Genomic DNA, 25876 nt, shown 5'->3' with positions numbered 1-25876 from the left:
TCGTCGTGCCGTCACCGGCTACGTCGTCGGTCTTCTTCGCCACTTCCTTGACGAGCTCGGCGCCGATCTTCTCCCAACCGACGCCCGCGACGCCGCCCGCTCCGCCGGCGGGCTGCTGGCCGCCGCCGCGGGCGGCGCGTTCGCCCGCACCGCCCGCGACCTGGCCGCCCGCGTCGCCGCGCAGGCCGCCACCGCCGCGATCGAGGTGGTCATGGCCGAACTGCTCCGCGAGGCCCTGAAGATCGCGATGAAGGACGTGCTGCGCGACATGGTCCTCGACGTCGCCCGCGACGTCGTGGTGGACGTGGCCCGCACCACCTGGACCACCGCCGCCCGCCCCACACCCGCAACCGGCACGACAACCGGCACCGCTACCGGTACGTCTACCGGTTCCGGCCCCGCCGTCGTCCGCGTCACCGCCGAGACCATCACCACCGACACCACCGACACCACCGGCACCGCCGAGGCCGGCGCGGCGCACGGCGACCCCTGGGCCGACGCCACCGACGACGTCCGCGGCGACCTCCCCGGCGACCTTCGCGGCCCGGCCGACGGCGCTCCGCCCCGCTGAAGGCCCGCTCAGAACTTTCTGAAAGATCCATGAGAAACGCCCGCCCGCGGCCGGAGCCCTCACCGGCGGTGTTTACGGTGAGTGCATGGAGCCCGGCACCCCGCAGGCGGCGCCCGCCGCACGGATACTGATCGTCGACGACGAGCCCGCCGTCCGCGAATCGCTGTCCAGCAGCCTGGAGTTCGAGGGATACCGGGTCGCCGAGGCCGCCGACGGCGCCATGGCCCTGGAACGCGTCCAGGCCGACCGCCCCGACCTGGTCGTGCTCGACGTGCTGATGCCCCGCATGGACGGCCTGACCACCTGCCGGCGGCTGCGCGCCCTCGGCGCCACCATGCCGGTGCTGATGCTCACCGCCCGCGACATGGTCGGCGACCGCGTCACCGGCCTGGACGCCGGCGCCGACGACTACCTCGCCAAGCCCTTCGAGCTGGACGAGCTGCTGGCGCGGGTGCGGGCCCTGCTGCGCCGCAGCGCGATGAACGCCGACACCGGCGGCGACGCCCGCCGCGAGGACGTCCTGGCCTTCGACGACCTGCGGATGAACACCCTCACCCGCGAGGTCGCCCGCGCCGGCCGCCCCCTGTCCCTCACCCGCACCGAGTACATGCTGCTGGAGATGTTCCTGGCCCACCCCCGCCAGGTCCTCACCCGCGAGCAGATCCTGGAGACCGTCTGGGGCTTCGACTTCGAACCCGCCTCCAACTCCCTCGACGTGTACGTGATGTACCTGCGGCGCAAGACCGAGGCCGGCGGGATGCCGCGGCTCGTGCACACCGTCCGCGGCGTCGGCTACGTCCTGCGGACGGCGGCGTCCCCGTGACCGCCGGGCGGCGTCCCGGCGCGGCACGCCCGCCCAGGCGCCCGCCGATGACGCGGCGGCTGACGCTGCGCGCCCGGATGGCGCTGCTCACCGCCGTCGCCGTCGCGCTCGCCGTCGCCGTGTGCGCCGCCGCCGGCTGGTACCTCACCCGCAACCAGCTCTACCACGAGCTGGACCGCCGCCTCGGCTCCTTCTCCACCCCGCCCGGCCCCGAGGCCCCCGGCGCGCCCGGCGGCCCCGGCGGGCCCGGCCGCGGCGTCCAGCGGATGCTGGGCCGGCAGGTCGAGGCCGCGCTGATGGACTGCCGCGCCGACGCCACCACCGGCACCGGCGACGGCCGGGTGTTCGGCCCCTACGAGATCGTCCAGGTGATCAACGCGCAGGGGCGGCCCTGCACGATCCCCGACGCCGGCTCGCTGAAGGTCACCGCCGCCGACGCCGCCGTCGCCCGCGGCGACGGCGGCCGCGCCCTGCACGACGGCACCGGCGTCAGCCCGAGCGGCAAGACCGAGGACGTACGGATCCTCACCTTCCCCACCCACGCCGCCGACGGCACCCCCATCGCGCTGTCGGTCGCGCTGTCCCTGGACGAGGTCGAGGGACCGCTGGACAACCTCGCGCTGCTGCTGGTCGCCGTCACCGCCCTCGGCGTGCTGGTGTCCGCCGGCGCCGGCCTGATGATCGCCCGCGCCTCGCTGCGGCCCGTCGACGAGCTGACCGGCGCCGTCGAGCACATCGCCCGCACCGAGGACCTCGGCACCCGCATCCCCGCCGAGGGCACCGACGAGATCGCCCGGCTCAGCCGCTCCTTCAACGCCATGACCGGCGCGCTGGCCGCCTCCCGCGAACGCCAGCAGCAGCTCATCGCCGACGCCGGGCACGAGCTGCGCACCCCCCTCACCAGCCTGCGCACCAACATCGACCTGCTGCTGCGCGCCGAGGCCACCGGCCGCGACCTGCCCGCAGCCGCCCGCCACAACCTGCTCGTCAGCGTCAAGGCGCAGATGCACGAGCTGTCCAGCCTGGTCGGCGACCTGCTGGAACTCGCCCGGCCCGACGAGGCCGAACCCGTCCAGGAGACCGTCGCGCTGCACGACGTCGTGGACCGCGCCGTCGAACGCGCCCGGCTGCGCGGCCCCGGCCTGACCGTCCGGGCCGACACCGAGCCCTGGTACGTCCAGGGCGACCCCGCCTCGCTGGAACGCGCCGTGGTGAACCTGCTGGACAACGCCGTGAAGTTCTCCCCGCCCGCCGGGACCGTCACCGTCCGGCTCGCCGGCGGCGAGCTCACCGTCCGCGACCACGGCCCCGGCATCCCCGCCGCCGACCTGCCGCACGTGTTCGAGCGGTTCTGGCGGTCCCCGTCCGCGCGCAGCCTGCCCGGCTCCGGGCTCGGCCTGTCGATCGTCGCCCGCGTCGTCGCCGAGACGGGCGGCAGCGTCGACCTCGAACCCGCCGAGGGCGGCGGCGCCCTGGCCCGCGTCCGCCTCCCCGGAACCGGCGCACCCCGCGACTGACCACCCGCGACCGACCACCCGCAGGGTGGATCCGCAGGCCGCGCGGGTTTCTCATACCGCGTTAATCCACGGCTCAGGGGCTTCCCACACCCGCACCCGAACCTCGGTCCCATGAGTCACCTTGTCACCGAACGGGGCACGCCCGCCGGGCCGCCCCCGCCCGTGCACGACCACGGCGGGCGGGGAAGGCTGGTCGAGGTGGTCATCCCCGTCTACAACGAGGAACGCGTCCTGGCCGCGAGCGTGCGGCGGCTGCACGCCTACCTGGCCGACACCTTCCCCTACCCGTTCCGCATCACCATCGCCGACAACGCCAGCACCGACGGCACCTGGCGCGCAGCCCGGGACCTGATGGCGCGGCTCGACCACGTCAACGCCGTCCACCTGGAGCTGAAGGGACGAGGACGCGCCCTGCGGCACGTGTGGGGCACCAGCGACGCCGACGTCGTCGCCTACATGGACGTCGACCTGTCCACCGACCTGGACGCGTTCCTTCCGCTGGTCGCGCCGCTGATCTCCGGGCACAGCGACCTGGCCATCGGGTCCCGGCTCACCCGCGGGTCCGCCGTCGTGCGCGGCCCCCGCCGCGAGGTCATCTCCCGCTGCTACAACCTGCTGCTGCGCACCACCCTCGCCGCCCGCTTCTCCGACGCCCAGTGCGGCTTCAAGGCCGCCCGCACCGAGATCGTGCAGGCGCTGCTGCCGTCGGTGGAGGACGAGGAGTGGTTCTTCGACACCGAGCTGCTGCTGCTCGCCGAACGCAACGGGCTGCGCATCCACGAGGTCCCCGTCGACTGGGTCGACGACCCCGACTCCCGCGTCGACGTCGTCCGCACCGCCCGCGACGACCTGCGCGGCATGGCCCGCGTCGCCCGCCGCATGCTCACCGGCGCGTTCCGCGCCCCCGTCGGCGGCCGCCGCGCCCCCGCCGCACCCTCCGCGGGCGACGCGCTGCCCGCCGGGATGGCGCGGCAGCTGCCCGCCTTCGCCGTCATCGGCGCCATCAGCACCGTCGCGCAGCTCGTCCTGTTCGTCCTGCTGCGGCTGGTCATGGGCCCGCTGTGGGCGAACGCGCTGTCGCTGATCATCACCACCGTCGGCAACACCGCCGCCAACCGCCGCTTCACCTTCGGCGTCACCGGCACCGGCCGCGCCCTGCGCCAGCAGCTCGAAGGCGGCCTGGCGTTCCTGCTCGGCCTCGCGCTGTCCACCGGCGGGCTCGCGCTGCTGCACGCCGCCGCGCCCGGCGCGTCCCGCGCCGTCGAGGTCGGCGCGCTCATCGCCGCCAACGCCGTCGCCACCCTGGTGCGGTTCCTGCTGATGCGCGCCTGGATCTTCCACCCCCGCCGCCTGGCGGACCGCGACGCAGGCGCCGGCTCCCCGCGCACCGGCGACCCGCGCACCGACGATCCGCACGCCGCCCTCCGCACCGACGTCACGATCTCCCGGGACGGCCGCGCGCCGGCCGCCGGGGAGACCGGAGGAAACCTGTCATGACCCAGACGCTCCCCGCGCCGCCCACCGGAACCGCGGCACCCGCGCCCCGCGGAAGGATCCGCCGGATCCTGCTCGGCGGCCCCGGCGACCCCGCATGGTCGCGCCCCGCGCTGTGGGCGGTGCTTGCCCTCGCCGCCGCCCTGTACGCCTGGGACCTGAGCTCCGGCGGCTACGCCAACAGCTACTACTCCGCCGCCGTCAAGAGCGGCACCCAGAGCTGGAAGGCGTTCTTCTTCGGCTCCCTGGACGCCGGCAACTACATCACCGTCGACAAGCCGCCGATGGCGCTGTGGGCGCAGGAGCTGGCCGCCCGCGTCATCGGGTTCGGCACCCCCGCCCTGCTGCTACCGCAGGTCATCGAGGGCGTCGCCGCCGTGGCGATCCTGCACGCCACCGTGCGCCGTGCGTTCGGGCACCCCGCCGCGCTCATCGCCGCCGCCGTGCTGGCCCTCACCCCGATCACCGTCGCGATCAACCGCGACAACAACCCCGACACCCTGCTGGTGCTGCTGCTGGTCGCCGCCGCGTGGGCGTGCCAGCGCGCCGTCGAGACCGGGCGGCTGCGGCCCCTGCTGCTGTCGGCGTTCCTGGTCGGCTGCGGCTTCAACACCAAGATGCTGCAGGCGTTCCTGGTCGTCCCCGCGTTCGCGCTGGTCTACCTGATCGCCGGACGCCACGGGATCGTGCGGCGCCTCGGGCACCTGGTCGCCGCCGGCGCCGTCCTCGCCGTCTCCTCGTCCTGGTGGATGCTGATCGTCGACGCCGTCCCCGCGGGCAGCCGCCCCTACATCGGCGGCAGCACCGACGGCACCGTCTGGGACCTGGTCATCGGCTACAACGGCCTCGGCCGCGTCTTCGGCGAGAACAACGGCCCCGGCGGCGGACGCGGCGGCCCCGGCGGCGGCGCCTCCTTCGGCGGCCGGTCCGGCGCCGGACGGCTGTTCAACGACATCGTCGGCGGCCAGATCTCCTGGCTGATCCCGTTCGCCGTGATCGCGCTGGTCGCCTGCCTGGTCCTGCTGTGGAAGCGGCCCCGCACCGACCTCGCCCGCGCCGCGCTGCTGCTGTGGGGCGGGTGGCTCGCCGTCCACTACGTCATCTTCAGCTTCGCCGAAGGCACCTTCCACCCCTACTACACCACCGCTCTCGGCCCCGCGATCGCCGCGCTGACCGGCGCGGGCGCCGTCCTGTTGTTCCGCGCGGACCGCGGCGAGGCCCGCTGGAGCCGGGTGCGGCCGCTGGTGGGGGCGGTCGCGATCGCCGTGACCGGAGCGTGGGCGTTCGCCCTGCTGAACCGCACCCCGTCCTGGCACCCCTGGCTGCGCTGGACCATCCTCGCCGCGACCGCGGTCTCGATCGCGGCGCTGCTGCTGGGCCGTTTCGTCCGCCGCGCCGGCACCCGCGCCGTCGTCGCCGGGACCGTCCTCGCCGCCGTCGCGACGCTGGCCGGGCCGGGCGCGTACGCGGTGTCGGCCGCGTCCACCGCCTCCAACGGCAGCAATCCGCAGGCCGGGCCGTCCACCGGATTCGGCGGTCCCGGAGGCATGCGCGGCATGCCCGGCGGCATGCCCGGCGGGTTCAGGGGAGGCTTCCCCGGCGGCCAGCCGCCCGGCGGCGTGCCGGGCGGCCGGCTGCCCGGCGGGGCGCCCGGCGGGCAGACCCCCGCCGGGGAAGGCTCCGCGGGCCAGGGCTCCGGCTCGGCCGGCGGGCAGATGCCGTGGACGCGCGGTGACCGCTCCCAGCGGCCCGGCGGCGCACGCGGCGGGTTCGGCGGCGGCCCCGGCGGCGAGGTCAGCGCTCAGATGATCTCCTACCTGGAGAAGAACCAGGGGAGCGCGACCTGGCTGGTGGCGGTCTCCAGCGCCCAGTCCGCGAGCTCGATCATCCTCAGCACCGGACGCCCCGTCATCGCGATGGGCGGCTTCACCGGCTCCGACCCTGCGATGACCGTCGCCAAGCTGCAGAAGTACGTCAAGGACGGCAGGCTGCGCTACGTCATGCTCGGCGGCGGCATGGGCCCCGGCGGCGGGAACTCCTCCGTCACCGCCTGGGTGCAGAAGAACGGCACCCTGGTCGACCCCTCCGAATACGGCGGCACCTCCTTGTCCGGCACCTCGCAGTCGGGCGCCTCACCGTCCGGTTCCGCGTCGTCCGGCTCCACCGGCGCCCAGCTGTACAAGCTGGGCTGACCCCTGGGATATCCCACGATGACCTCCACGATCCAGGCCTCCCCGCCCGCCCACCGCACCCCGGACGGGCGGGGAGGCCGCCCCCGCCGGGTCCTGCGCCGCCTGTGGCGCGGACCCGCCGCCGACCCCGCGTGGGCGCGGCCCGCCCTGCTCGCCCTGCTCGCCGCGACCGCCGTGCTTTACCTGTGGGGCCTCGGCGCGTCCGGATGGGCCAACGCGTTCTACTCCGCCGCCGTCCAAGCCGGCGCCACCAGCTGGAAGGCGTTCTTCTTCGGCTCCTCCGACGCCGCCAACGCCATCACCGTCGACAAGACGCCCGCCGCGCTGTGGCCGATGGAGATCGCCGCGCGGATCTTCGGGGTGAACTCCTGGAGCATCCTGGTCCCGCAGGCGCTGATGGGCGTCGCCACCGTCGCGACGCTGTACGCGGCGGTCCGGCGCCGGTTCCCCGCCTGGGCGGGGCTGCTGGCCGGGGCGGCGCTCGCCGTCACCCCGGTCGCCGCGCTGATGTTCCGGTTCAACAACCCCGACGCGCTGCTGGTGCTGCTGCTGACCGCCGGCGCCTACGCCGCGATCCGCGCACAGGAGAACGCGAGCACCCGCTGGCTGCTGGCCGCGGCCGCGTTCGTCGGCACCGGGTTCCTGGCCAAGATGCTGCAGGCGTTCCTGGTCGTGCCGGTGTTCGCGCTGGTGTACCTGGTCACCGCGCCCGCGCCCGTGCGGCGGCGGCTGTGGCAGCTGGTCCTCGCCGGCGCCGCCCTGGTGACGTCGGCCGGCTGGTGGGTGCTGGCCGTGGCGCTGGTGCCCGCCTCGTCCCGCCCGTACATCGGCGGATCCCAGCACGACTCCGTCCTGGAACTGGCGCTCGGCTACAACGGGATCGGCCGCCTCAACGGCGACGAGACCGGCGGCCTGGGCAACCTCAACCAGGACGCCGGCGTCGCCCGGATGTTCGGCGCCGCGGTCGGCGGCCAGATCTCCTGGCTGCTGCCCGCCGCGCTGGTCCTGCTGGCCGCGGGGCTGTGGGTCACCCGCCGCGCGCCCCGCACCGACCCGGCCCGCGCCGCGCTGCTGGTGTGGGGCGGGTGGCTGCTGCTCACCGGCGCGGTCTTCAGCGAGATGCAGGGCATCTTCCACGAGTACTACACCGTCGCGCTCGCCCCCGCCGTCGCCGCCCTGGTCGGGACCGGCGCCGCGCTGCTGTGGGAGCGGCGCCGCACCACCGAGGGCGCCGCGTTCCTGTCGGTGACGGTCGCCGTGACCGCCGTGTGGGCGTACGTGCTGCTCGGCCGCGACCCCGGCTGGCACCCGTGGCTCGGCCCGGCGATCGTCGCGGCCGGGCTGGTCGCGTCCGCCGCGCTCGCCGGCGTCCGGCTGCTGCGCGGGCCGCTGCTGGCCGCCGTGCTGGTCCTGGCCACCGCCGCGTCCCTGGCGGGGCCCGCCGCGTACGCGGTGGAGACGGCCGGCACCCCGCACACCGGGGCGATCGTCACCGCCGGCCCCCGCACGTCCGCAGGCTTCGGACCCGGACGCGGCGGACCGGGCGGGGGACCGGCCGGAGGACGCGGCGCCGGCCATCCCGGCGGCGGCTGGAACCGCGGCCAGGGGTTCGCGCCGCCGCAGGGCGGGCAGCCCGGCACCGGCGTCCCCGGACGCGGCTTCCCCGGCCAGGGAAACGGGCCGGGCGCCTCCCAGGGCACGGCGCCCGGCGGGTTCGGCGGCGGACGCCCCGGCGGCGCCGGTGGCGGCCCGGGCGGCCTGCTGAACGCCGGAACGCCCAGCGCGCAGGTCACCGCCGCGCTCAAGGCCGGCGCGAAGTCCTACACCTGGGCGGCGGCCGCGGTCGGGTCCAACACCGCCGCCGGCTACCAGCTCGCCGCCGGTGAGCCGGTCATGGCGGTCGGCGGTTTCAACGGCACCGACCCCGCCCCCACCCTCGCGCGGTTCCAGCGGCTCGTCCGCCAGGGAAGGATCCACTACTTCGTCGGCGGCGGCGGGATGATGACGGGCCGCGGCGGAGGCAGCGGCAGCGACGACGCCCAGAAGATCAGCCAATGGGTCGCGGCGACCTTCACGGCGACGTCCGTCGGCGGCGTCACCCTGTACGACCTGTCGACCGGCGCGTCCGGAACGGCATGACGCGCGTTCCCGTGGCGCGTGACCCGCGCCACGGGAACCCGCGGGTTCCGTGATGTACTCGGGGAAGGAGACCGCAGCGACCCGACGACAGGGAGTGACCACCGATGGCCGACACGCTCGACGACGCCGCCGTCGCCGACCGCCTGCGCGACCTGCCCGCCTGGAGCAGGCACGGCGACGAGATCCGCCGGGAGGTGAAGGCGCCGTCGTTCGCGGAGGGGATCGCGGTGGTCGACGACGTCGCCCGGGCCGCCGAGGACGCCGACCACCACCCCGACATCGACATCCGGTGGCGGACACTGACGTTCGCGCTGTCCACCCACAGCGCCGGCGGCCTGACCGGCAAGGACTTCGACCTCGCCGCGGTGATCGACCGGATCGCCGCCCGGCACGGCGCCGAGTAGCCGGCCATGGCCGTCCAGGTGGCGGTGTGCGGCCCGGCCGAGTGCACCGAACGGGACTGGGACCGCGCCCACGAGACCGGCCGGCTGCTCGCCGGCCGCGGCGCCGTGCTGATCTGCGGCGGGCACGGCGGCGTCATGGCCGCCGCCGTGGCCGGCGCCCGCTCGGCCGGCGGGACCGTGGTCGGGGTGCTGCCGGCCGCCGACCGGTCCGCCGCCGGCCCCGACCTGAGCGTCGTGCTGCCGACCGGGCTCGGCCAGGCCCGCAACAACGTGATCGTCAACGCCGCCGACGCCGTCATCGTCGTCGGCGGGTCCTGGGGGACGCTGTCGGAGCTGGCGCTGGCGATGCGCGCCGGGCGGGTCCCGGTCGTGCAGCTCGGCGGCTGGCTGGTCCACGACGAGGACGGCCGGCCCGTCGCCGGGATCGTGCACGCCACCGACCCCGCCGACGCCGTCCAGGCCACCGGCCTGTGGCAGTGACCCGCCCGGCGCGCGCCCGCCCGGGGGCGGGTCAGTGGACGGAGAACCCGCCGTCCACGAAGAGCGCCTGCCCGGTGACGTAGGACGCCGACGGCGACGCCAGGAACACCGCCGCGCCCGCGAAGTCCTCGGCGAGGCCGTTGCGGCCGGTCATCGTCCGCGCGGCGAGCGCCTCGACCCGCGCCGGGTCGTCCTGCAGCCGCGCGTTCAGCGGCGTCAGGACGAAACCCGGCACGAGGGTGTTGGCGGTGACGCCCCGCGCCGACCACGCCTCCGCCTGCGAGCGGGCCAGCGCGACCAGCCCCGCCTTCGACACCCCGTAGGCGCCGCTGGTGACGAACGCCCGGAACGCCTGCTGCGAGGCGATGTGGATCAGCCGCCCGTAGCCGCGTTCGGCCATGCCCGGCCCGAACCGCTGGCCGAGCAGGAACGGGGCGTCCAGGTTCACCGCCATCGTCGCGTCCCATACGTCCTCGCCGAGCTCGTCCATCGGCGGCCGCAGGTTGATCCCCGCCGCGTTGACGAGCACGTCGGGCTCGCCGAACGGCTCCGCCATGGCCCGCGCCGCGTCCGCGACTCCGGCGCGGGAACCGAGGTCGGCGCTGACCCGGGCCGCCCGGCAGCCGTGGGACTCCAGCTCCCGGACGGTGTCGGCGAGTTCGGGTTCGCGCCGCGCGACCACGACGACGGACGCGCCCGCCCGCGCCAGTGCCACCGCGATGGCCCGCCCGATCCCGGAGCTTCCGCCGGTCACCACCGCCGTCCTGCCCTCCAGCGAGAACAGCCCGGACAGGTACGACGCCGTTTGATCGATCATGTACGGAAGCCTACGGGCCGCCGGGCTCCGCCGGCGCGCTCAGGGCGCGAGGCGGTGCTCTCCGGGCGCGAGGCGGTGCGCCAGCCAGGCGAGGGCCTGGGGATGGCGGTACTCGATCGCCGTGTGGCCCGCCTCGAAGAGCTCGAACCGGACGGTGTCGTCGGGCACGCCGGCCCGCCGCACCGCCTCGCGGAAGGCCAGGGCGCCGAGGTCGAGGAACCACTCGTCGCGGGTCCCCGCGTCGATCCAGATCGCGCGCATGGACCGCAGCGCCTCGGCGTGCGCGGGCGCCATCCGGACGGGGTCCCAGCGCAGCCAGCGCTCCCACACCTCCGGCCGCAGCGCCCCGGTGACGGGGTCGAACGGCAGGACGGGCGTGCCGTCGGCGTCCGGTGAGAAACACGCCGACACCGCGAGGATCTCCAGCAGCCGCAGGTCCTCCTCCTTGGTGAAGGCGACGCGGGAGCGGAAGTCGCGCCACCAGGCGAAGATGTCGCCGTCGTAGGCGCGCAGGTGGCGGACGGCGTGCAGGAAGTGCGGGATGTACTGCGCCTCGGACAACGAGTCGCCCGAGTGGGTGGCGAACGCGCCGAACAGGTCGGGGCGCAGCATCGAGGTGACCATGGCGCCGAGCCCGCCGCTGGACTTGCCGGCGACCGCGCGGTGGTCGCGGTCGGCGAGCGTCCGGTAGCGGGCGTCGACCCAGGGGACGACCTCCTCGCACAGGTAGGAGTGGTAGCGGCCGGTTCCGGCGGAGTCGACGTACTGGCTGCCGCCGTAGGTGGTCCAGGCGTCCACGAACACCATGATCATCGGCGGTGCCTCGCCGCGGGCGAACAGCGCGTCGGTGGCGACCGGCACCGAGGTGCGGAAGGCGCCGGGCTGGTTGCTCCAGGCCGGGAGCGTGCCGGCGAAGCCGAGCAGCATGTAGACGGCCGGGTAGCGGCGCTCGGGCTCGTCGTCGTAGCCGGGGGGCGTGTACACCCACAGCGGCCTGCTGTGCGGGTCCCCGAGGGGGTTGCCGCGCAGCAGCCGGCTGTCGATGGTGCGTTCGTCGATCCGGCCGGCGAATCCGGGGGGCCACAAAGGCATAGGGGAGTCCTCACTCTCTGTTATTACGAAAACATACTATCGGAGAAGATAGTATCTTCGCGGTGTGGAGGACTCGATCGACCGGCACATCGCCTACTGGTCCCGGGAACTGGCGGACCTCGACCCCGACCTCGAGGGCGCGATCACCCGCATGCAGACCCTCGTCGCGTTCCTCCGGCGGCGCCGCGAGGCCGCGCTCAAGGCGCGCCGCCTCAAGGGCTGGGAGTACGACGTCCTCTGGCGGCTCCGCTCCACCGGGCCGCCCTACCAGGCCACGCCCACCTGGCTCGCCCAGGCGCTGGACACCCACCCCGCCACCCTCACCAGCAGGCTCGACCGGCTGGAGGAGTCGGGATACCTCACCCGCGCGCACGACCCGTCCGACCGGCGGCGGCTCCTGGTCGCGCTCACCGACAAGGGCCACGCCGCGTGGGAGGGCACCATCGGCGACCAGGCCGCCGCCGAGCACGCGCTGCTCGCACCGCTCACCGGCGACGAGCGCGCGCAACTGTCCGCCCTGCTCCGCAAGGTCGCCGCGGCCGTCGAGGCCGAAGGGCCGCCGCTGATGCCGCCCGTCGAAGGCCCCTGACCCCGCCGCGGCGCGGCGCCACGCGTCCCGGCCGCCCGCTCGCGCAGGCCGCCGGGACGCGGATCGCCGGGCCGCGGGTCAGGAGGTCAGGAGCCGGGCGCGCAGCGCCGCGATGGTCGCGTCGCTGAGCCCCAGCCCCTTGTGGACGTAGTTGTCGAAGCCCCCGTAGACGCCGTCGACCTCGTGGAACGCCTCGTCCAGCCACGACGACTCCACCGCGTCCGGCCGGCCGAGGTAGGTGTTGCTGGCCAGGTAGTCCTGGTACACCGTCGCCTTCGGGACGCCCAGGAGCGTCAGCAGCACCGCCGCGCCCCAGCCGGTCCGGTCCTTGCCCGCCGTGCAGTGGAACACCGTCGCGCCCGGGTTGGCCGCGATCGAGGTCAGCAGGTCGCGGTAGGCGCGGCTCGCGCCGCTGAAGTCCACCATGAACGGATAGGCGATCGACTGCCCGATGTTGGACGACCCGGTGACCAGCCCCATCAGGAACCCGTACAGCAGGCTCCCCAGCGCCGGGTTGGCGAAGGAGATGCCGTGCGTCAGGTCCTCCACGTCGGCGACCTTGTAGGCGATCCCGGCGGGGAGCCGGTCCGGGTCGTCCGAGCGCTCCTTGGCGTTGCGCAGGTCCACGTCCAACGTGATCCCCAGGCTCAGCAGCGTCTGCTCGTCGGCGTCCGACAAGTTCGCCAGCGAGTTGGACCGGTAGACGACACCGCTGCGGACATGGTGACCGTCGGCGGTCGCGTAGCCGCCGAGGTCGCGGAAGTTGGCGGCCGTCGCCAGCCGCGGCGCCGCGGCGGCCAGCGGAGAGGCGGCGGGCGCCCGCGCGGGGACGTCCGCCAGGGCGGGGGGCGCGGTCAGCGCGCCGGCCAGCAGCGCGGTGCCGAGCAGGACTCCGGACGTGCGGGAGGTGCGCATGGCGGTCCTCGAGGGGCGGGGGAGAGGGGGACGCCCGTCATCATGCAGGCCCGCCCGACGGCGATGAACTGGTGAGCCCTCAAAACTTCCCGGCGATCATTGTGCGGGGCGACAACGGGCGCCGCCCGGCCCGTCCCTAAGGTGGAGGCATGGCTCCTTCGATCGCCACCGCGAACCGCGTCGAACGCTCCGAACTGCTGGAATTCCTGCGGCCCCGGCACCGCGCGCTGATCGCCACGACGCGCGCCGACGGCCGCCCGCAGCTGTCGCCGGTCACCTGCGGCGTCGACGGCGAGGGACGCGTCGTGGTGTCCACCTACCCCGAGCGCGCCAAGGCCCGCAACGCCCGCCGCGACGCGCGGGTGTCGCTGTGCGTGCTGTCCGATGACTGGAACGGCCCCTACGTGCAGGTCGACGGGACCGCCGAGGTCCTCGACATGCCCGAGGCCGCCGACGCCCTGGTCGACTACTACCGGTGCATCGCCGGCGAGCACCCCGACTGGGACGAGTACCGCGAGGCGATGCGCCGCCAGGACAAGTCCCTCATCCGCGTCACCATCGACCGCTGGGGCCCGATCTCGACCGGCGGCTTCCCCGCCCGCCTCGCCCCCACCGACTGACCCCGTCCCGAATACGCCCGGACCACCTTCCTGACGAACTCGACATCCGCTGTCGGGACGATCCTGTATAACCGGATCACCCCGCGCCGAATCCCGTCGATCGCCAGGAAACGGTGGCATGCCCGAACCAGCGGTCCACCCGGAACAGCAGTCCGCGTCCCCGTCCTCGCTTCCGCCGCGCGGGCCGCTCCGCAGGCTCGGCGACCGGCGCCGGCAGAGCCGCGGGCTGCCCGAATCGGTGCGGCGGCTGCCCGCCGCCGACCGGGCGGCGGTCGCCCGCGCGGTCCGCCGATGCGTCCCGCCTTCCGACCCGGCACTGGACGAGCCGGCCCTCGCGTCCAGCCGGTACGTCCGCGACCAGATGCGCCGGTACGCGTGGCTGTACCGGTGGCCGCCGGTGGCGCTGGTCGCCGTGAGCGCGGTCATGCTCGCCGCGACCCGCACCGAGCAGATGGCGGGCACCACGGTCGTGCTGATCGGCGTGGCCGTCCTCAGCCCGGCGTCGGCGGCGCGGCGGCGCGGACGCCTGGAGCGTCTCGAAACCGCGATCCGCGCCAGAGGCCAGGACGGCACGCCCGCGCCTGAGCCGCGACGCCGAGTGCGCGTGCCGTCGCCCGCCACCGCCGCGATAGCCGCGGGCATGCTGCTGGTCGCCTCCGGACTGTGGCTGCAATGGGACGCCCACCACCGCCGGAACGACTGGACGATCGACGGCCCGCACGGGGCCTTCCCCGAGACGATCGCCACGCAGCCCCCGCAGCACCCGCGGAAGGCGGTGGCGGCCTACCCGTACACGGCGCTGACCTACCGCGGCCTCGCGATCGAGGCCACCCGGAACTCCGGCTCGGTGACGGCCCGCCGCATCCGCCCCGCCGCCACCTACTGGCGGCTCGCCCGCCGCGACCACCGGCTCCTGGACGCCGACATCGATCCCGCCACCGGGCGGCTCCTGCTGGTCTGGGCTCACCTGGACCCCGACACCGGGGCCACCGAGGCGCCGCTGCAGGCCATGGCGGTCGACGTGCGGACAGGGGCGATCCGCTGGACCCGGACGCTCTCCACCCGTTCGGACGTCCTCGACCAGGGATCCACCGTCATCGGAAGAGCGGCGCTGATCCCGGCCGAGGGCGTGACCGTGCTCGACCCCGCGACCGGGCACCGGCGCTGGCGGCTGCACGACGGCTGCGAGGAGGCCCCGGGCGGAACCCTCGGCGGCACGGTGATCCTCCGGCGCGAATGCCCGGGAACCGGGCTGCTGGTGGAGGGCTACGACGCCGCCGCCGGGCACCTCCTGTGGAGCATGAACTTCGCGAGGTGGTGGCCCGGCAGGGAGCACGCCGCCGTGCTCCCCGTCAGGGTCGCCGGCCTCGACCGCAACAGGATCGTGGTCTGGACGCTGGAGCGCGAGGCCGTCTACGACGCCACGACCGGCGCGGAGCTCGGCGAGCATCCCCAGCCGGTCGACGCCGACGGCAAGGTCCTCGGCGCCGGGGAGAACAAGGTCTTCGACGGCGAAACGGGCTACGGCCCGTGCTGGATCGCCCCTCCTCGCGACCTCCACGAGGGGATCTGCGCCACCGACCCCGTCACCGGGCGCCGGCTGTGGAGCTTCCGCTTCCCCGGCGCCGCGGAGACCCCGCAGCTCGGCTCGCCGGTGGCCGTCGCCGACGGGCGCGTCTACACGCTGACCAGCGACCACGGCGGCGAGATCGTCGACCACGTCAACGTCAACGACGCCCGGACCGGGGCGCTGCTGGCCCGGGTGGCGCCCGCGCTGCCGCGCCCCGATCACGTGTACGGCATCCGCGCCGCCGCCGATGGCGCGCTTGTCCTCACCGACGACCTCGTCCCCACCCCGACTCCGAACAAGACCGTCGTGCTCGGCGACGGCTGACGGCCGCGACGCGGCGGCTCCCGTCAGCCCGCGACGGCGTGCTCGGCGTCGCGGGCGGGCGCGGCGAGGGAGCGGCGCAGGAAGTCGGCGGTGACCGAACCCGTCGCGTCCGCCAGCGCGGCGGGGGTGCCCTCGAACACCACGCGGCCGCCGCGCCGGCCGCCGCCCGGCCCGAGGTCCACCACCCAGTCGGCGTGCTTGACCACCGCCAGGTCGTGCTCGACGACGATGACGGTGTTGCCCGCGTCCACCAGCCGGTCCAGCAGCGCCAGCAGCCCGGCGACGTCGTCGGTGTGCAGGCCGGTCGTCGGCTCGTCCAGCAGGTACAGCTGGCCGGTGCGGTGCAGCCGCGCCGCCAGCTTCACCCGCTGCCGCTCCCCGCCCGACAGCGACGACAGCGGGCGGCCGAGCGCCATGTGGCCGAGGCCCACGTCGACGAGGGCGCGCAGCCGCGCGGCGATCGTCCGCTCGGCGGGGTCGTCGCCGGTGAAGAGCCCGAGGGCCTGCTCGGCGGGGGTCTCCAGGACGTCGGCGATGGAGCGCCCGCGCAGCGTGTGGGCCAGGACGTCGGGGCGGTAGCGGCGCCCGCCGCACGCCTCGCACCGCACCGTGACCGGGTCCATGAACGCCAGGTCGGTGCGGATGACGCCGGCGCCGTCGCACTCCGGGCAGGCGCCCGCCGAGTTGTGGCTGAACAGCGCGGCGTCGACCCCGTTCGCACGGGCGAACAGCCGGCGCAGCGGATCCATCGCGCCGAGGAACGTGGCGGGGCTGGAGCGCCGCGACGCTGTGATCGCCGACTGGTCCACCACCACGGCGTGCTCGTGGCGGGCCGCGAACTCGCCCATCACCAGGCTGCTCTTGCCGGACCCCGCCACGCCCGTCACCGCCGTCAGCACCCCGGTCGGGAACCGCACGGTGACGTCGTCGAGATTGTGGGCGTTCGCGCCCGTCACCGCCAGCCACCCCGACGGCTCCCGGAACGCCTCCTTCACCGGGACGACGCGGCGCATCGCCCGTCCCGTCGCGGTGGCGGCGCCGCGGAGCGCGGCGACGGTCCCGGTGAACACCACCTCGCCGCCGTGCGCACCGGCGCCCGGCCCCATGTCGACGACGTGGTCGGCGGCGCCGACCACGTCCGGGTCGTGCTCGACCACCAGCACGGTGTTGCCCTTGTCGCGCAGCCGCCGCAGCAGCGCGACCAGCCGGTCCACGTCGCGCGGGTGCAGCCCGGCGCTCGGCTCGTCGAACACGTACGTCATCCCCGTCAGGCTCGACCCGAGGTGCCGGACGACCTTCAGCCGCTGCGCCTCCCCGCCCGACAGCGTGCGGGTCTCCCGGTCCAGGCTGAGGTAGCCGAGGCCGATCTCCTCCAGCCGCCGCAGCCGCGCGACCGCCGCCCCCGCGACGGTCCCGGCGACCGGGCCGGTGACGCCCTCCAGCACCGCGATCAGGTCGCCGATCTCCAGCGCGCACATCTCCGGCAGCGTCCGCCCGGCGACCCGGGACGCGCGCGCCGCCGCGTTCAGCCGGGCGCCGCCGCACTCGGGGCAGGCGTCCTCGCGGACGACCCGCCGCGCCGCCTCCCGCACCGTCCCCTTCAGGGTGTCGAGGTCCCGCTTGATGTAGAGGCGGTCGAACCGCTCGACGAGGCCCTCGTAGGCGTTGCTGCCGACCGACCCGGTCCGGTTCACCCGCTTCACGCGGAAGCCCTTGCCGTGCAGGAGCAGGTCCCACTCCTCGGCGGTGAAGTCGCGCAGCGGCTTGTCCGGGTCGAACAGGCCCGACTCGGCGTACAGCTGCCACACGAACGTGCCGACGCCGAACGGCGGGAAGTTCACCGCGCCCTCGTTCAGGGTCTTGCCGGTGTCGAGGAAGCGGTCCAGGTCGACGCGGGTGACGCGGCCGAGCCCCTCGCATTGCGGGCACATCCCGCGCGGGTCGTTGAAGGAGTAGGCGGACGCCTCGCCCGCGCTGGGGGTGCCGTGCCGGGAGAACAGCACCCGCAGCACCGGGCTGATCTCCGACGCCGTCCCGACCGTGGAGCGCGCGCCGCCGCCGATGGGCCGCTGGTCCACGACGACGGCCGGGGCGAGGTTCTCGATCGCGTCGGCGTCGGGCCGCTCGTGCTTGGGCATCCGGTCGCGGGCGAACCAGCCAAACGTCTCGGCCAGCTGCCGCCGCGCCTCCACCGCGACGGTCCCGAACACCAGCGACGACTTGCCCGACCCCGACACCCCGGTGAACACCACGAGGCGCCCTTTGGGGATGCGCAGCGAGACGTCCTTGAGGTTGTTCTCCCGTGCCCTGCTGATGATGATGTCGTCGCCGTTCATGCCGGCCACGCTAGGAGCCAATGAGGTCGGGAACGGTCCTCATTGGCGGGCATACTGGCGGCATGTCCTCGGCGCGACTGCTGCACCTGCTGTCCCTCCTGCAGACCCGCCGCGAATGGACGGGCCCGGAGCTGAGCGAGCGGCTCGGCGTGACGGTCCGCACCGTCCGCCGCGACGTCGAGCGCCTGCGCGACCTCGGCTACCCGGTGCACGCCACGCTCGGCAAGGTCGGCGGGTACCGGCTGGAGGCCGGCACGGCGCTGCCGCCGCTGCTGCTGGACGACGAGGAGGCCGTCGCGATCGCGGTCGGGCTGCGCGGCGCCGCCGGGGGAGCGGTCGAGGGCATCGGCGAGGCGTCGGTGCGGGCGCTGGCCAAGCTGGAGCAGATCCTGCCCGCCCGGCTGCGCCGCCGCGTCAACGCCCTGCACACCGCCACCACCCCGCTGACCGGGCCGCCCGCCGGGCCCGCCGTGGACCCCGAGACCCTCACCGTGCTGGCCGCCGCGAGCCGCGACCGCGAGCGGATCCGGTTCGCCTACCGCGACGGCGGCGGCGCCGAGACCTCCCGCCTCGCCGACCCGCACGGGCTGGTGACGGCCGGGCGCCGCTGGTACCTGGTCGCCTTCGACACCGGACGCGGCGACTGGCGGACGTTCCGCGTCGACCGCGTCGCCCGCCCGCACCCCACCGGCGTCCGCTGCCCGCCCCGCGACCTGCCCGCCGCCGACGCCGCCGCGTTCGTCACCCGCTCGCTGGCCCGGTCGCGGCCGGTGCGGCCGGCGGTGCTGACCGTGCACGCCTCCGCCGAGGAGCTGATCGACCGGTTCCGCGTCACCGGCGACGAGGTCGAACCGGTCGACGAGCGCACCTGCGTGCTGCGCACCGCGCCCGACTCGCTGGAGTACACCGCGCTGCGCATCGCCTACCTCGATCTGGACTTCGAGGTCGTGGAACCGCCGGAGCTCGCCGAGCGGCTCGCCGCCGTCGGCGCCCGCCTCACCCGCGCCACCGTCGGCCACGCCCCTCGCGGCGCGGGGACCGGCGGTTCACCGGCCCGCACCGATCCGGGCGGCCCGCCATGAGCGCGGCCGCCGCTGCGGCCGCCCGTTGCGCCCGTCAGGCCGGCACGTTCCGGGAGGGCCGCTCCCGTGCCAGTTCGGAGCGGACGATGCGGGCGCGGTACCCGGCGTCCTGCGGCCAGGACGCGGCGACGTCGGCGAGCAGGTCGCGGTGGTCGTCGAGGAGATGGTCGAAGGTCAGGCCGACGGCCGCCTCGATCTGGATCGGCGGCTCCGGGGAGCGGAGCGCCCGGAGCAGGACGGCGGTGACGTCCGGCGAGGGAAGGTCGAACAGCGCGGTCACGCAGTCCTCCCGGTCGTCCAGGCTCCTGCCGGTATCGCGGATCAGCGTCTCCAGGGCCCGCACGATCTCCGGCGACGGGACCGTCCAGCGTTCCAGGCAGCGGCCGGCGGCGTGCACGGCGCGGTCGAGCACGGGCGTGTCCAGCAGCGCCTCGGCGATCAGGGGCGCGTCCGCCGGCCCGGCGTGCTCCGCGAGCACTCCCCAAGCGCTGGCGTGGACGGCGCCGTCCTCGCGCGGAGGCAGCCGCAGCAGGTGGCGGGCGAGCGCCAGGACGTCGTCCGTGTAGCGCTCGACGTCCATGCCGAAGCGGGTGAGGCCGTCGGCCATGGTGAAGTGGTCCAGGGCGATGCCGACCGCGGCGGTCCGCCCGCTGTGCAGGAGGGTGCGGAACGCCCGGCGGTGGGCGGCCTCGCCGGTGGGCGTGCGCAACTGCCGGTGCGCCTCGCGCAGCCGGGGACCGTCGAGCTCGTGGTCCGTCCAGTACAGGCTGTGCCGGCCCTCCGACAGCGCCTCGGCGACGCCCCACGGCCGTCGATCCTCCGGCCACGTCGCGACGAAGTCCTCGAGACGGCGGCGGTGGGCGTAGAAGCGCGGCCCGCGGCACAGCGCGGCGGCGGCGTCCAGGCGGACGCCGGGGTCCTCGTCGCCGATCGCCTCCAGCAGCAGGGCCGTGATCTCGGGGGCGGGGGCGTCGGGGAGCGCCCTCAGCGCCTCGCGGCGCTCGCCCGGGTCCCGCGACCGGTCGCCGGCGATGCCGATGACCAGCGCGAGGAGGCCCGCGTGCGGGACGGGCCCGGCGTTCAGCACGAGCCCGGCCGCGCTCAGGGCGTCGCCGTCGACGCCGCCGGGTGGGGCGGCCCTGAGGATCGCGAGGATCGGCTCGGCGTCCTGCGGACCGGCCTCGTTCCTCAGCACCGACAGGGCGCTGGCGTGGTTGGCGCCGGCCGCGCCCCGCTCGTCGGCCGGGCGCGGAGGCTGCCGCAGCAGGGCCCGCGCCCGCGCGATCACCTCGTCCCGGTGCGCCTCGAACGGGCTGTCCTCGCCGAACCGGCTGGTCGTGCGCGCCCGGTCGTAGTAGTCCAGCGCGGCGCCGATCGCGACGGTGTCCTCGCTGCGCAGGAGCACCAGGAACGCCCGTTCGAACTCCTGCGGCGCCGTCGCGGTGCCCATGGTGGCGTGGGCGCCGCGCAGGACGGGGTCGTCGAACTCGCAGGTCCAGTTCCACGTCCCGAACTCGCGCAGGAAGCTCATCATGAACACCGCGCGATCAAAGCACCGCGCTGTGCGATGCCGCAAAGGGTTTCAGCACCCCCCGGCCGCCCGCCCGCGACGCCCGGCGATCTTCTCCGGGTACCTGACAGAAGGTGTCAGTCTCTCCTGGAATGCTGGACGCATCGACCTTGAACGACCAGGGAGTACATACATGTCCGGTATCGCCGAGTTCATCGCCATCAACATCGACTGCCCGGAACCGCCGAAGCTCGCCGCGTTCTACGCGGCCCTCACCGGCGGGGAGGTCACCTACGACACCCCGGAGGCGGCGGCCGTCGCCCTGCCCGGCGGGCAGAACCTCTACTTCCAGGGCGTCCCCGACCACAAGGCGCCGACGTGGCCGACCGGGGAACGCCCCCAGCAGTACCACCTCGACTTCTACGTCGACGACCTCGACAAGGCCGAGGCGCAGGTCGCCGAACTGGGCGGCGGCACGCCCGACTTCCAGCCGGGCGGCGACCGCTGGCGCGTGCTGACCGACCCGGCCGGGCACCCGTTCTGCGCCTGCCTGCGCAGCCAGTAGAAGGGCGAGCCGGTAGAAGGGCGAGCCGGGGGAACGGCCCGTGCGCGGTCAGGCCGGCAGGACGCGCACGGGCAGGCCGCCGCGGGGCCGCATCGCGGTGACGCTGGTCGGCGTCACCGCGTCCGACACCAGCCGCAGCCGGGTGCGGCGCAGCAGGCAGGCGAGCATCGTCTTGATCTCGACGGTCGCCAGCGTCGAGCCGATGCAGCGGTGCGGCCCGCCGCCGAACGGCAGGAACGTCGACGGGGTCGTCGGGCGGTGCAGGTCCGAGCCCGGGATCCAGCGCTCGGGCCGGAACCGCCCCGCCTGCGGCCACACCTCCGGCATCCGGTGGGTGACGTAGGGGGAGTACAGCACCATCGCCCCCGCCGGGATCCGGTGCCCGGCGTAGGCGAAGTCCTCCACCGGGACGCGGGCGCTCAGCACCGCCGGCGGGAACAGCCGCAGCGTCTCCTGCACCACCCCGTCCAGGTACGGCATGTGCGGCAGGTCGGCGGCCTCCGGCGGACGGTCGCCGAGCACCTCGGCGACCTCCCGGCGGGCCCGCTCGGCCGCCTCCGGGTGCACCAGCAGCGCGTACACCGCCCACGCCATCGCCGCGCTGGTGGTGTCGTAGCCGGCCGAGATCAGGCTGATGACCTGGTCCTGCAGCTCCTGCCGGGTCAGGCCCGCGCCGTCGTCGTCGCGGGCCGCCATCAGCATGCCGAGCACGTCGTCGTGCTCGCCGCCCTCGCGGTGCCGCCGCTCGATCTCCTCGTCCACCCGCCGCGCGACCGCCGCGCGGGACGCGGTGACGCGCCGCCAGTACGGGTTGGGCAGCGCCCGCAGCATCATCTGCGCCACGAAGTTGCGGTCGATGCCGGCCAGCGCGATCTGCAGGCCGCGGCCGATGACCTCGGCGTCGGCGGCGAGCCGGTCGCCGAACAGCACCTCCACGGTGCTGCGGCGGATGACGCCGCGCAGCTCGGCGTAGGCGTCCAGCGTGCGGCCGGGCGTCCAGGACGCCAGCGCGGCGTCGGTGTTGGCGGCGATGCGGGCGACGTACCCGTCCACGCGGCGGTGGTGGAACGCCGGCTGGACGAGGCGGCGCCGCCGGCGGTGGTCGGCGCCGTCGCTGACGATCAGCGCGGTCTCCCCGTTCACCGGCACCAGCAGGTCGAACGCCTCCCGCCAGCGGAACAGCCCGGAGTTGGCGAACACGAACGCGTTGGCGTCCGGGCCGAACAGGTGCACGAACGGCTTGCGGCGCGTCCCGACGGCCACGACCGGGCCGTGCTCGGCGTACAGCCGCAGCAGGCTCGCGCACGGGTTCATGGCGAACCCCACGCCGTGGCGTGCGGTCACCCTCGGGGAGGGGCTCATCGTCGCGGCCGGGGTCATCGTCGCGGATCCCACGCGCCCACTATCCCACGCCCGCCGTGCCCGCCGTGCCCGCCGCGTCCGCCGGGGCGGGGCGCCCCCGGTCGGCGCGGCCGCCGGTCCGGTGCGAGGATGGGACGCGTGACGGACGAGACCGAAACGCGGGGAACGGCGGCCTGGCACGGGAGGATCGAGCACGTCCGGGGGTCGCAGGTGCGTTCCGACACCGCCCAGACCTCCGGGATGCGCCGGTTCGAGGCGATCTCCGGCGCGACCGTGGGCTCGGAGCGGCTGTGGATGGGCCGCACCCACGTACCGCCGTCGACCAGCTCCGGCGACCACCACCACGGCGAGGCCGAGACGGCGATCTACGTGGTGTCGGGCCATCCGGTGTTCGTGTTCGCCGAGGGGGACCGGGAGGTCCGGGTGGAGACCGGGCCCGGCGACTACGTGTTCGTCCCGCCCTACGTCCCGCACCGCGAGGAGAACCCGTCCGGTGACGAGGAGGCGGTCGTGGTGATCGCCCGCAGCACGCAGGAGGGCATCGTGGTCAACCTGCCGAGCCTGTGGGCCCCGCGGCCGCAGGACGGATGAGCGCGGTGCCCGCGGGAACGCCGGAACCGGGCGGCCGCCGCCCGAAACCGGGCACGCAGACCGTGGACCGGTCGGTCGCGGTGCTGCGCACCTTCGAGGACGCCGCCCGCCAGACGCCCACCGAGATCGCGCACCGGCTGGGGCTGTCGGTGAGCACCGCGCACCGCATCGTGCACGCGCTGCACGCCACCGGCATGCTGGGCCGCGACCCGCAGACCGAGCGGTACTTCCTCGGCCCCACCGCCGCGATCCTCGGGCGGCTGGCGCTGGAGCGGATGGGCACCACGCTGCTGCAGCCGGAGCTGACCGCGCTGCGCGACGGGACCGGCGAGGCCGTCAGCCTCGGCGTCCGCGCCGGCGACGAGGTCGCGGTGCTGCTGCACCTGCCTTCCATGCACCCGCTGCGCTACGACCAGCCGCCCGGCGACCGCAACCCCATCCACACCTGCGCGATGGGCAAGACGCTGCTGGCGTTCGGGGACGAGCAGATCGCGATGGACGAGCCGTACCGTCGGTTCACCCCGTCCACGCTCACCACCCGCGCGGAGCTGGAGGCCGAGCTGGCGCGGATCCGCGAGCGCGGCTACTCCGTCAACGACGAGGAGCGGCTCGCCGGGGTCCGCGCGGTGGCGGCGCCGGTCCGCGACGGCGCGGGCCGCACGTTCGCGGCGGTCGCACTGCAGGGCCCGTCGGTGCGGTTCGGCGACGACCGGATGCCGGAGCTGGCCGAGGCGGTGCTGAAGGCGGCGACGCGCCTCACCGACCTGCACCGCCACCTGTCCTGACCGCGTCCCCCACGTCACCCGCCTCACCCGCGCTGGCCGCCTCGACCGCGCCGCGGCCCCCGCCGCCCGTTGCGGCGGGCGGGGCGACCGCGGCGAGCTCGTCCAGCAGCGCGGCGACCGCGGGCGGGCGCGGCCCCGCCGGCACGAGCGCGGCGATGCGGCGCCTGCCGAGATCGGGCGCCGGCGGGACGGCCACGCCCGGCTCGGAGTGCAGGCCGAGCGCCAGTCCCGGCAGCGCGGTGACCGCGAGGCCGTGCGCGACGAGCCGCTGCACGGCGACGTGGTCGTCGGTGGCGAACGCGATCCGCGGCACGAACCCCGCGCGCCTGCACGCCCACGTCAGGTGCTCGCGGCAGCGCGCGCAGCCCGACGCCCACGTCTCGTCCGCCAGGTCCGCCAGCCGGACGGGCCCGGCGGCGAGCGGATGCGCGGCGGGCAGCACGACGCGGATCGGGTCGCGGCACAGCTCCACCTCCCGGAACCGCGCGTCGCGGTCCGGCGGGAGGTGCTCGTGGTGGAACACCACCGCCACGTCGGCCTCGCCCGCGCGCAGCGCCGCGAGCGCCTGCGGCGGTTCGGCGTCCATCAGGGTGACGGCGACGCCGGGGGCGCGGGCGCGCAGGCCCGCGAGCGCGGCGGGCAGCAGCGCCGCCGCCGCGGTCGGGAACACCGCGATCCGCACCCGCCCGGCGCGCAGCCCGGCGATCGCGGCGATCTGCTCCTCGGCGTCGTCCATCCGGGCCAGCACGTCCTCGACGTGCTCCACCAGGATCCGGCCGGCCTCGGTGAGCCGGACGCCGCGCCCGTGCCGCACCACCAGCGGCGTGCCGACCTCGGCCTCCAGCCGGGCGATGTGGTGCGACACCGCCGGCTGGGTGTAGGCGAGGGACCGCGCGGCGGCCGTCATCGAGCCGAGGCGGGCGACCTCCCGCAGGATCCGCCCGCGGTGCAGATCGAGCATCCCCGCAAGATATCAACCGGCCTTATGGGTCACCCAGAGAACCGTACTTTGTCCTATGGGTGGGGCGTGCACGACCATCGGGACATGACCCTTTCCGTGCACGACGCGCAGCGGGAGTTCACCGCTGGCGTCGCCTTCCTCAACACCGCCACCTATGGACTGCCGCCGCGTGCCGCGCACGAGGCGATGCTCGCCTCCGAGCGGGACCGCGCCGCGGGGCTGCTGGTGCCGGTGGACCTCGACGACGCCGTCGCCCGGTCCCGCGAGGCGTTCGCGCGGCTGGTCGGGCTGCCCGCGAGCCGCGTCGCCGTCGGCTCGCAGGCGTCGTACCACGTCGGGCTGGTGGCGGCGTCGCTGCCCGCCGGCGCCCGTGTCCTGGTCGCCGAGGGCGACTTCACCTCGCTGCTGTTCCCGTTCCTGGCCCGCCCTGACCTTGCGGTGCGGGAGGTGCCGCTGGAACGCGTCGCCGAGGAGACCGGGCCGGGCGTCGACGTGGTCGCGGTGTCGGCGGTGCAGTCGGCCGACGGCCGCATCGCCCCCATGGACGACCTGATCGCCGCCGCACGCGCGCACGGCGCCCGGATCCTGCTGGACGCCACGCAGGCCGCCGGGTGGCTGTCGCTGCCCGCCGGCGACGTCGACTGGCTGGTGTGCTCGGGCTACAAGTGGCTGCTCGGCCCGCGCGGCACCGCCTTCCTCGCCGGGACCGAGGAGGCGCTGGCCGCGCTGCCGCCGGTCGGCGCGGGCTGGTACGCCGGCGCCGACGTCTGGGACTCCATCTACGGCACGCCGCTGCGGCTGGCGTCCGACGCGCGCCGCCTGGACCTGTCGCCGGCCTGGCAGTGCTGGGCCGGGCACGCCCCCGCCCTGGAGTTGATCGAGCGGGTCGGCGTCGCCGCGATCCACGACCACGACGTGGCGCTGGCGCGCCGCTTCCAGACCGCGCTCGGGCTGGAGCCGGGCGACTCGGCGATCGTGTCGGTGCCCGTCACCGCCGGCACCGCCGACCTGCTGCGCGCCAACGGCGTGATCGCCTCCGTGCGGGCTGGGCGGCTGCGCTGCGCGTTCCACCTGTCCACCACCGAGGCCGACGTGGACAAGGCCGCCGGCCTGCTCGCCGACCGCATCGCCGGCTGA

23 protein-coding genes are annotated in these 25876 nt (G+C 75.4%); 16 read left to right on the top strand and 7 right to left on the bottom strand.

Features of this window, described 5'->3' with window-relative positions:
• From amrb99_RS16065 to amrb99_RS16030, 8 genes are all read left to right on the top strand, one after another.
• Window positions 1-571: hypothetical protein (locus amrb99_RS16065; protein ID WP_206699958.1), on the top strand; the 571-nt coding region annotated here is incomplete at its 5' end.
• An 85-nt stretch (window positions 572-656) separates the two neighbouring features.
• Window positions 657-1394, top strand: coding sequence for a response regulator transcription factor (locus amrb99_RS16060; protein WP_190856749.1), 738 nt, complete (start codon window positions 657-659; stop codon window positions 1392-1394).
• Window positions 1395-1441: 47 nt separating this feature from the next.
• Window positions 1442-2911 (top strand): HAMP domain-containing sensor histidine kinase, encoded by a 1470-nt coding sequence (locus amrb99_RS16055; RefSeq protein ID WP_190856748.1) that lies wholly within the window; start codon window positions 1442-1444, stop codon window positions 2909-2911.
• A gap of 111 nt (window positions 2912-3022) precedes the next feature.
• A complete protein-coding gene (locus tag amrb99_RS16050) occupies window positions 3023-4408 on the top strand; it encodes a glycosyltransferase (RefSeq protein WP_190856747.1) in 1386 nt (461 codons plus the stop codon).
• The gene (locus tag amrb99_RS52415) at window positions 4405-6597 is read left to right on the top strand and encodes a glycosyltransferase family 39 protein (RefSeq protein WP_190856746.1); all 2193 of its coding nucleotides are present in this window, start codon (window positions 4405-4407) and stop codon (window positions 6595-6597) included. Before amrb99_RS16050 ends, amrb99_RS52415 begins: the two co-directional genes overlap by 4 nt.
• Before the next feature lie 18 nt (window positions 6598-6615).
• Window positions 6616-8736, top strand: coding sequence for a glycosyltransferase family 39 protein (locus amrb99_RS52410; protein ID WP_190856745.1), 2121 nt, complete (start codon window positions 6616-6618; stop codon window positions 8734-8736).
• 104 nt (window positions 8737-8840) lie between these two features.
• Complete coding sequence (locus amrb99_RS16035) at window positions 8841-9140, top strand: 4a-hydroxytetrahydrobiopterin dehydratase (protein ID WP_190856744.1); 300 nt, start codon at window positions 8841-8843, stop codon at window positions 9138-9140.
• 6 nt (window positions 9141-9146) lie between these two features.
• Complete coding sequence (locus amrb99_RS16030; protein WP_190856743.1) at window positions 9147-9620, top strand: TIGR00725 family protein; 474 nt, start codon at window positions 9147-9149, stop codon at window positions 9618-9620.
• A 31-nt stretch (window positions 9621-9651) separates the two neighbouring features.
• Here the strand turns inward: amrb99_RS16030 and amrb99_RS16025 are convergent, their stop codons facing one another.
• Window positions 9652-10437, bottom strand: coding sequence for an SDR family oxidoreductase (locus amrb99_RS16025; protein WP_190856742.1), 786 nt, complete (start codon window positions 10435-10437; stop codon window positions 9652-9654).
• Between the two features lie 39 nt (window positions 10438-10476).
• Window positions 10477-11529, bottom strand: coding sequence for an alpha/beta hydrolase-fold protein (locus tag amrb99_RS16020; RefSeq protein ID WP_190856741.1), 1053 nt, complete (start codon window positions 11527-11529; stop codon window positions 10477-10479).
• A 64-nt stretch (window positions 11530-11593) separates the two neighbouring features.
• On the opposite strand from amrb99_RS16020, the gene amrb99_RS16015 reads away from it, so the two are divergent.
• Window positions 11594-12118, top strand: coding sequence for a MarR family transcriptional regulator (locus amrb99_RS16015; RefSeq protein ID WP_206699957.1), 525 nt, complete (start codon window positions 11594-11596; stop codon window positions 12116-12118).
• A gap of 78 nt (window positions 12119-12196) precedes the next feature.
• On the opposite strand, the gene amrb99_RS16010 is transcribed toward amrb99_RS16015, so the two are convergent.
• Window positions 12197-13033: a tyrosine-protein phosphatase gene (locus amrb99_RS16010; RefSeq protein ID WP_190856740.1), complete on the bottom strand. Its 837-nt coding sequence runs from the start codon at window positions 13031-13033 to the stop codon at window positions 12197-12199.
• A gap of 149 nt (window positions 13034-13182) precedes the next feature.
• Between amrb99_RS16010 and amrb99_RS16005 the strand changes: the two genes are divergently transcribed.
• Together amrb99_RS16005 and amrb99_RS16000 are read left to right on the top strand one after the other, a co-directional pair.
• Complete coding sequence (locus amrb99_RS16005; RefSeq protein WP_190856739.1) at window positions 13183-13653, top strand: PPOX class F420-dependent oxidoreductase; 471 nt, start codon at window positions 13183-13185, stop codon at window positions 13651-13653.
• 118 nt (window positions 13654-13771) lie between these two features.
• The gene (locus amrb99_RS16000) at window positions 13772-15547 is read left to right on the top strand and encodes a PQQ-binding-like beta-propeller repeat protein (protein ID WP_190856738.1); all 1776 of its coding nucleotides are present in this window, start codon (window positions 13772-13774) and stop codon (window positions 15545-15547) included.
• A gap of 23 nt (window positions 15548-15570) precedes the next feature.
• Here amrb99_RS16000 and amrb99_RS15995 read toward each other — a convergent pair whose 3' ends face one another.
• On the bottom strand, window positions 15571-17883 hold the full coding sequence (locus amrb99_RS15995; RefSeq protein ID WP_190856737.1) for an excinuclease ABC subunit UvrA: 2313 nt from the start codon (window positions 17881-17883) through the stop codon (window positions 15571-15573).
• 62 nt (window positions 17884-17945) lie between these two features.
• Between amrb99_RS15995 and amrb99_RS15990 the strand changes: the two genes are divergently transcribed.
• Window positions 17946-18965 (top strand): YafY family protein, encoded by a 1020-nt coding sequence (locus amrb99_RS15990; protein ID WP_190856736.1) that lies wholly within the window; start codon window positions 17946-17948, stop codon window positions 18963-18965.
• Window positions 18966-18999: 34 nt separating this feature from the next.
• On the opposite strand, the gene amrb99_RS15985 is transcribed toward amrb99_RS15990, so the two are convergent.
• Window positions 19000-20505 carry a HEAT repeat domain-containing protein gene (locus amrb99_RS15985; RefSeq protein WP_190856735.1) on the bottom strand — a complete coding sequence of 502 codons (1506 nt, stop codon included), beginning with the start codon at window positions 20503-20505 and terminating at the stop codon, window positions 19000-19002.
• Between the two features lie 163 nt (window positions 20506-20668).
• Between amrb99_RS15985 and amrb99_RS15980 the strand changes: the two genes are divergently transcribed.
• Window positions 20669-21040: a VOC family protein gene (locus amrb99_RS15980; RefSeq protein WP_190856734.1), complete on the top strand. Its 372-nt coding sequence runs from the start codon at window positions 20669-20671 to the stop codon at window positions 21038-21040.
• Window positions 21041-21088: 48 nt separating this feature from the next.
• Here amrb99_RS15980 and amrb99_RS15975 read toward each other — a convergent pair whose 3' ends face one another.
• Complete coding sequence (locus amrb99_RS15975) at window positions 21089-22435, bottom strand: cytochrome P450 (RefSeq protein WP_347256702.1); 1347 nt, start codon at window positions 22433-22435, stop codon at window positions 21089-21091.
• Window positions 22436-22540: 105 nt separating this feature from the next.
• Between amrb99_RS15975 and amrb99_RS51070 the strand changes: the two genes are divergently transcribed.
• Together amrb99_RS51070 and amrb99_RS15965 are read left to right on the top strand one after the other, a co-directional pair.
• A complete protein-coding gene (locus amrb99_RS51070; RefSeq protein ID WP_347256701.1) occupies window positions 22541-22993 on the top strand; it encodes a cupin domain-containing protein in 453 nt (150 codons plus the stop codon).
• Window positions 22990-23778 (top strand): IclR family transcriptional regulator, encoded by a 789-nt coding sequence (locus amrb99_RS15965; RefSeq protein ID WP_190856732.1) that lies wholly within the window; start codon window positions 22990-22992, stop codon window positions 23776-23778. The genes amrb99_RS51070 and amrb99_RS15965 overlap by 4 nt, the downstream gene beginning before the upstream one ends.
• Here amrb99_RS15965 and amrb99_RS15960 read toward each other — a convergent pair.
• Window positions 23750-24739, bottom strand: coding sequence for a LysR family transcriptional regulator (locus tag amrb99_RS15960; protein ID WP_190856731.1), 990 nt, complete (start codon window positions 24737-24739; stop codon window positions 23750-23752). The two genes, amrb99_RS15965 and amrb99_RS15960, sit on opposite strands and share 29 nt — an antisense overlap.
• 84 nt (window positions 24740-24823) lie before the next feature.
• Here amrb99_RS15960 and amrb99_RS15955 point away from each other — a divergent pair, with 84 nt between their 5' ends.
• Window positions 24824-25876: an aminotransferase class V-fold PLP-dependent enzyme gene (locus amrb99_RS15955; RefSeq protein WP_190856730.1), complete on the top strand. Its 1053-nt coding sequence runs from the start codon at window positions 24824-24826 to the stop codon at window positions 25874-25876.

This window comes from Actinomadura sp. RB99 (assembly GCF_014706005.1).
Lineage (GTDB): Bacteria > Actinomycetota > Actinomycetes > Streptosporangiales > Streptosporangiaceae > Spirillospora.
Note: the sequence above shows the minus strand (reverse complement) of the source record. Positions and strands in the feature narration are given on the sequence as shown.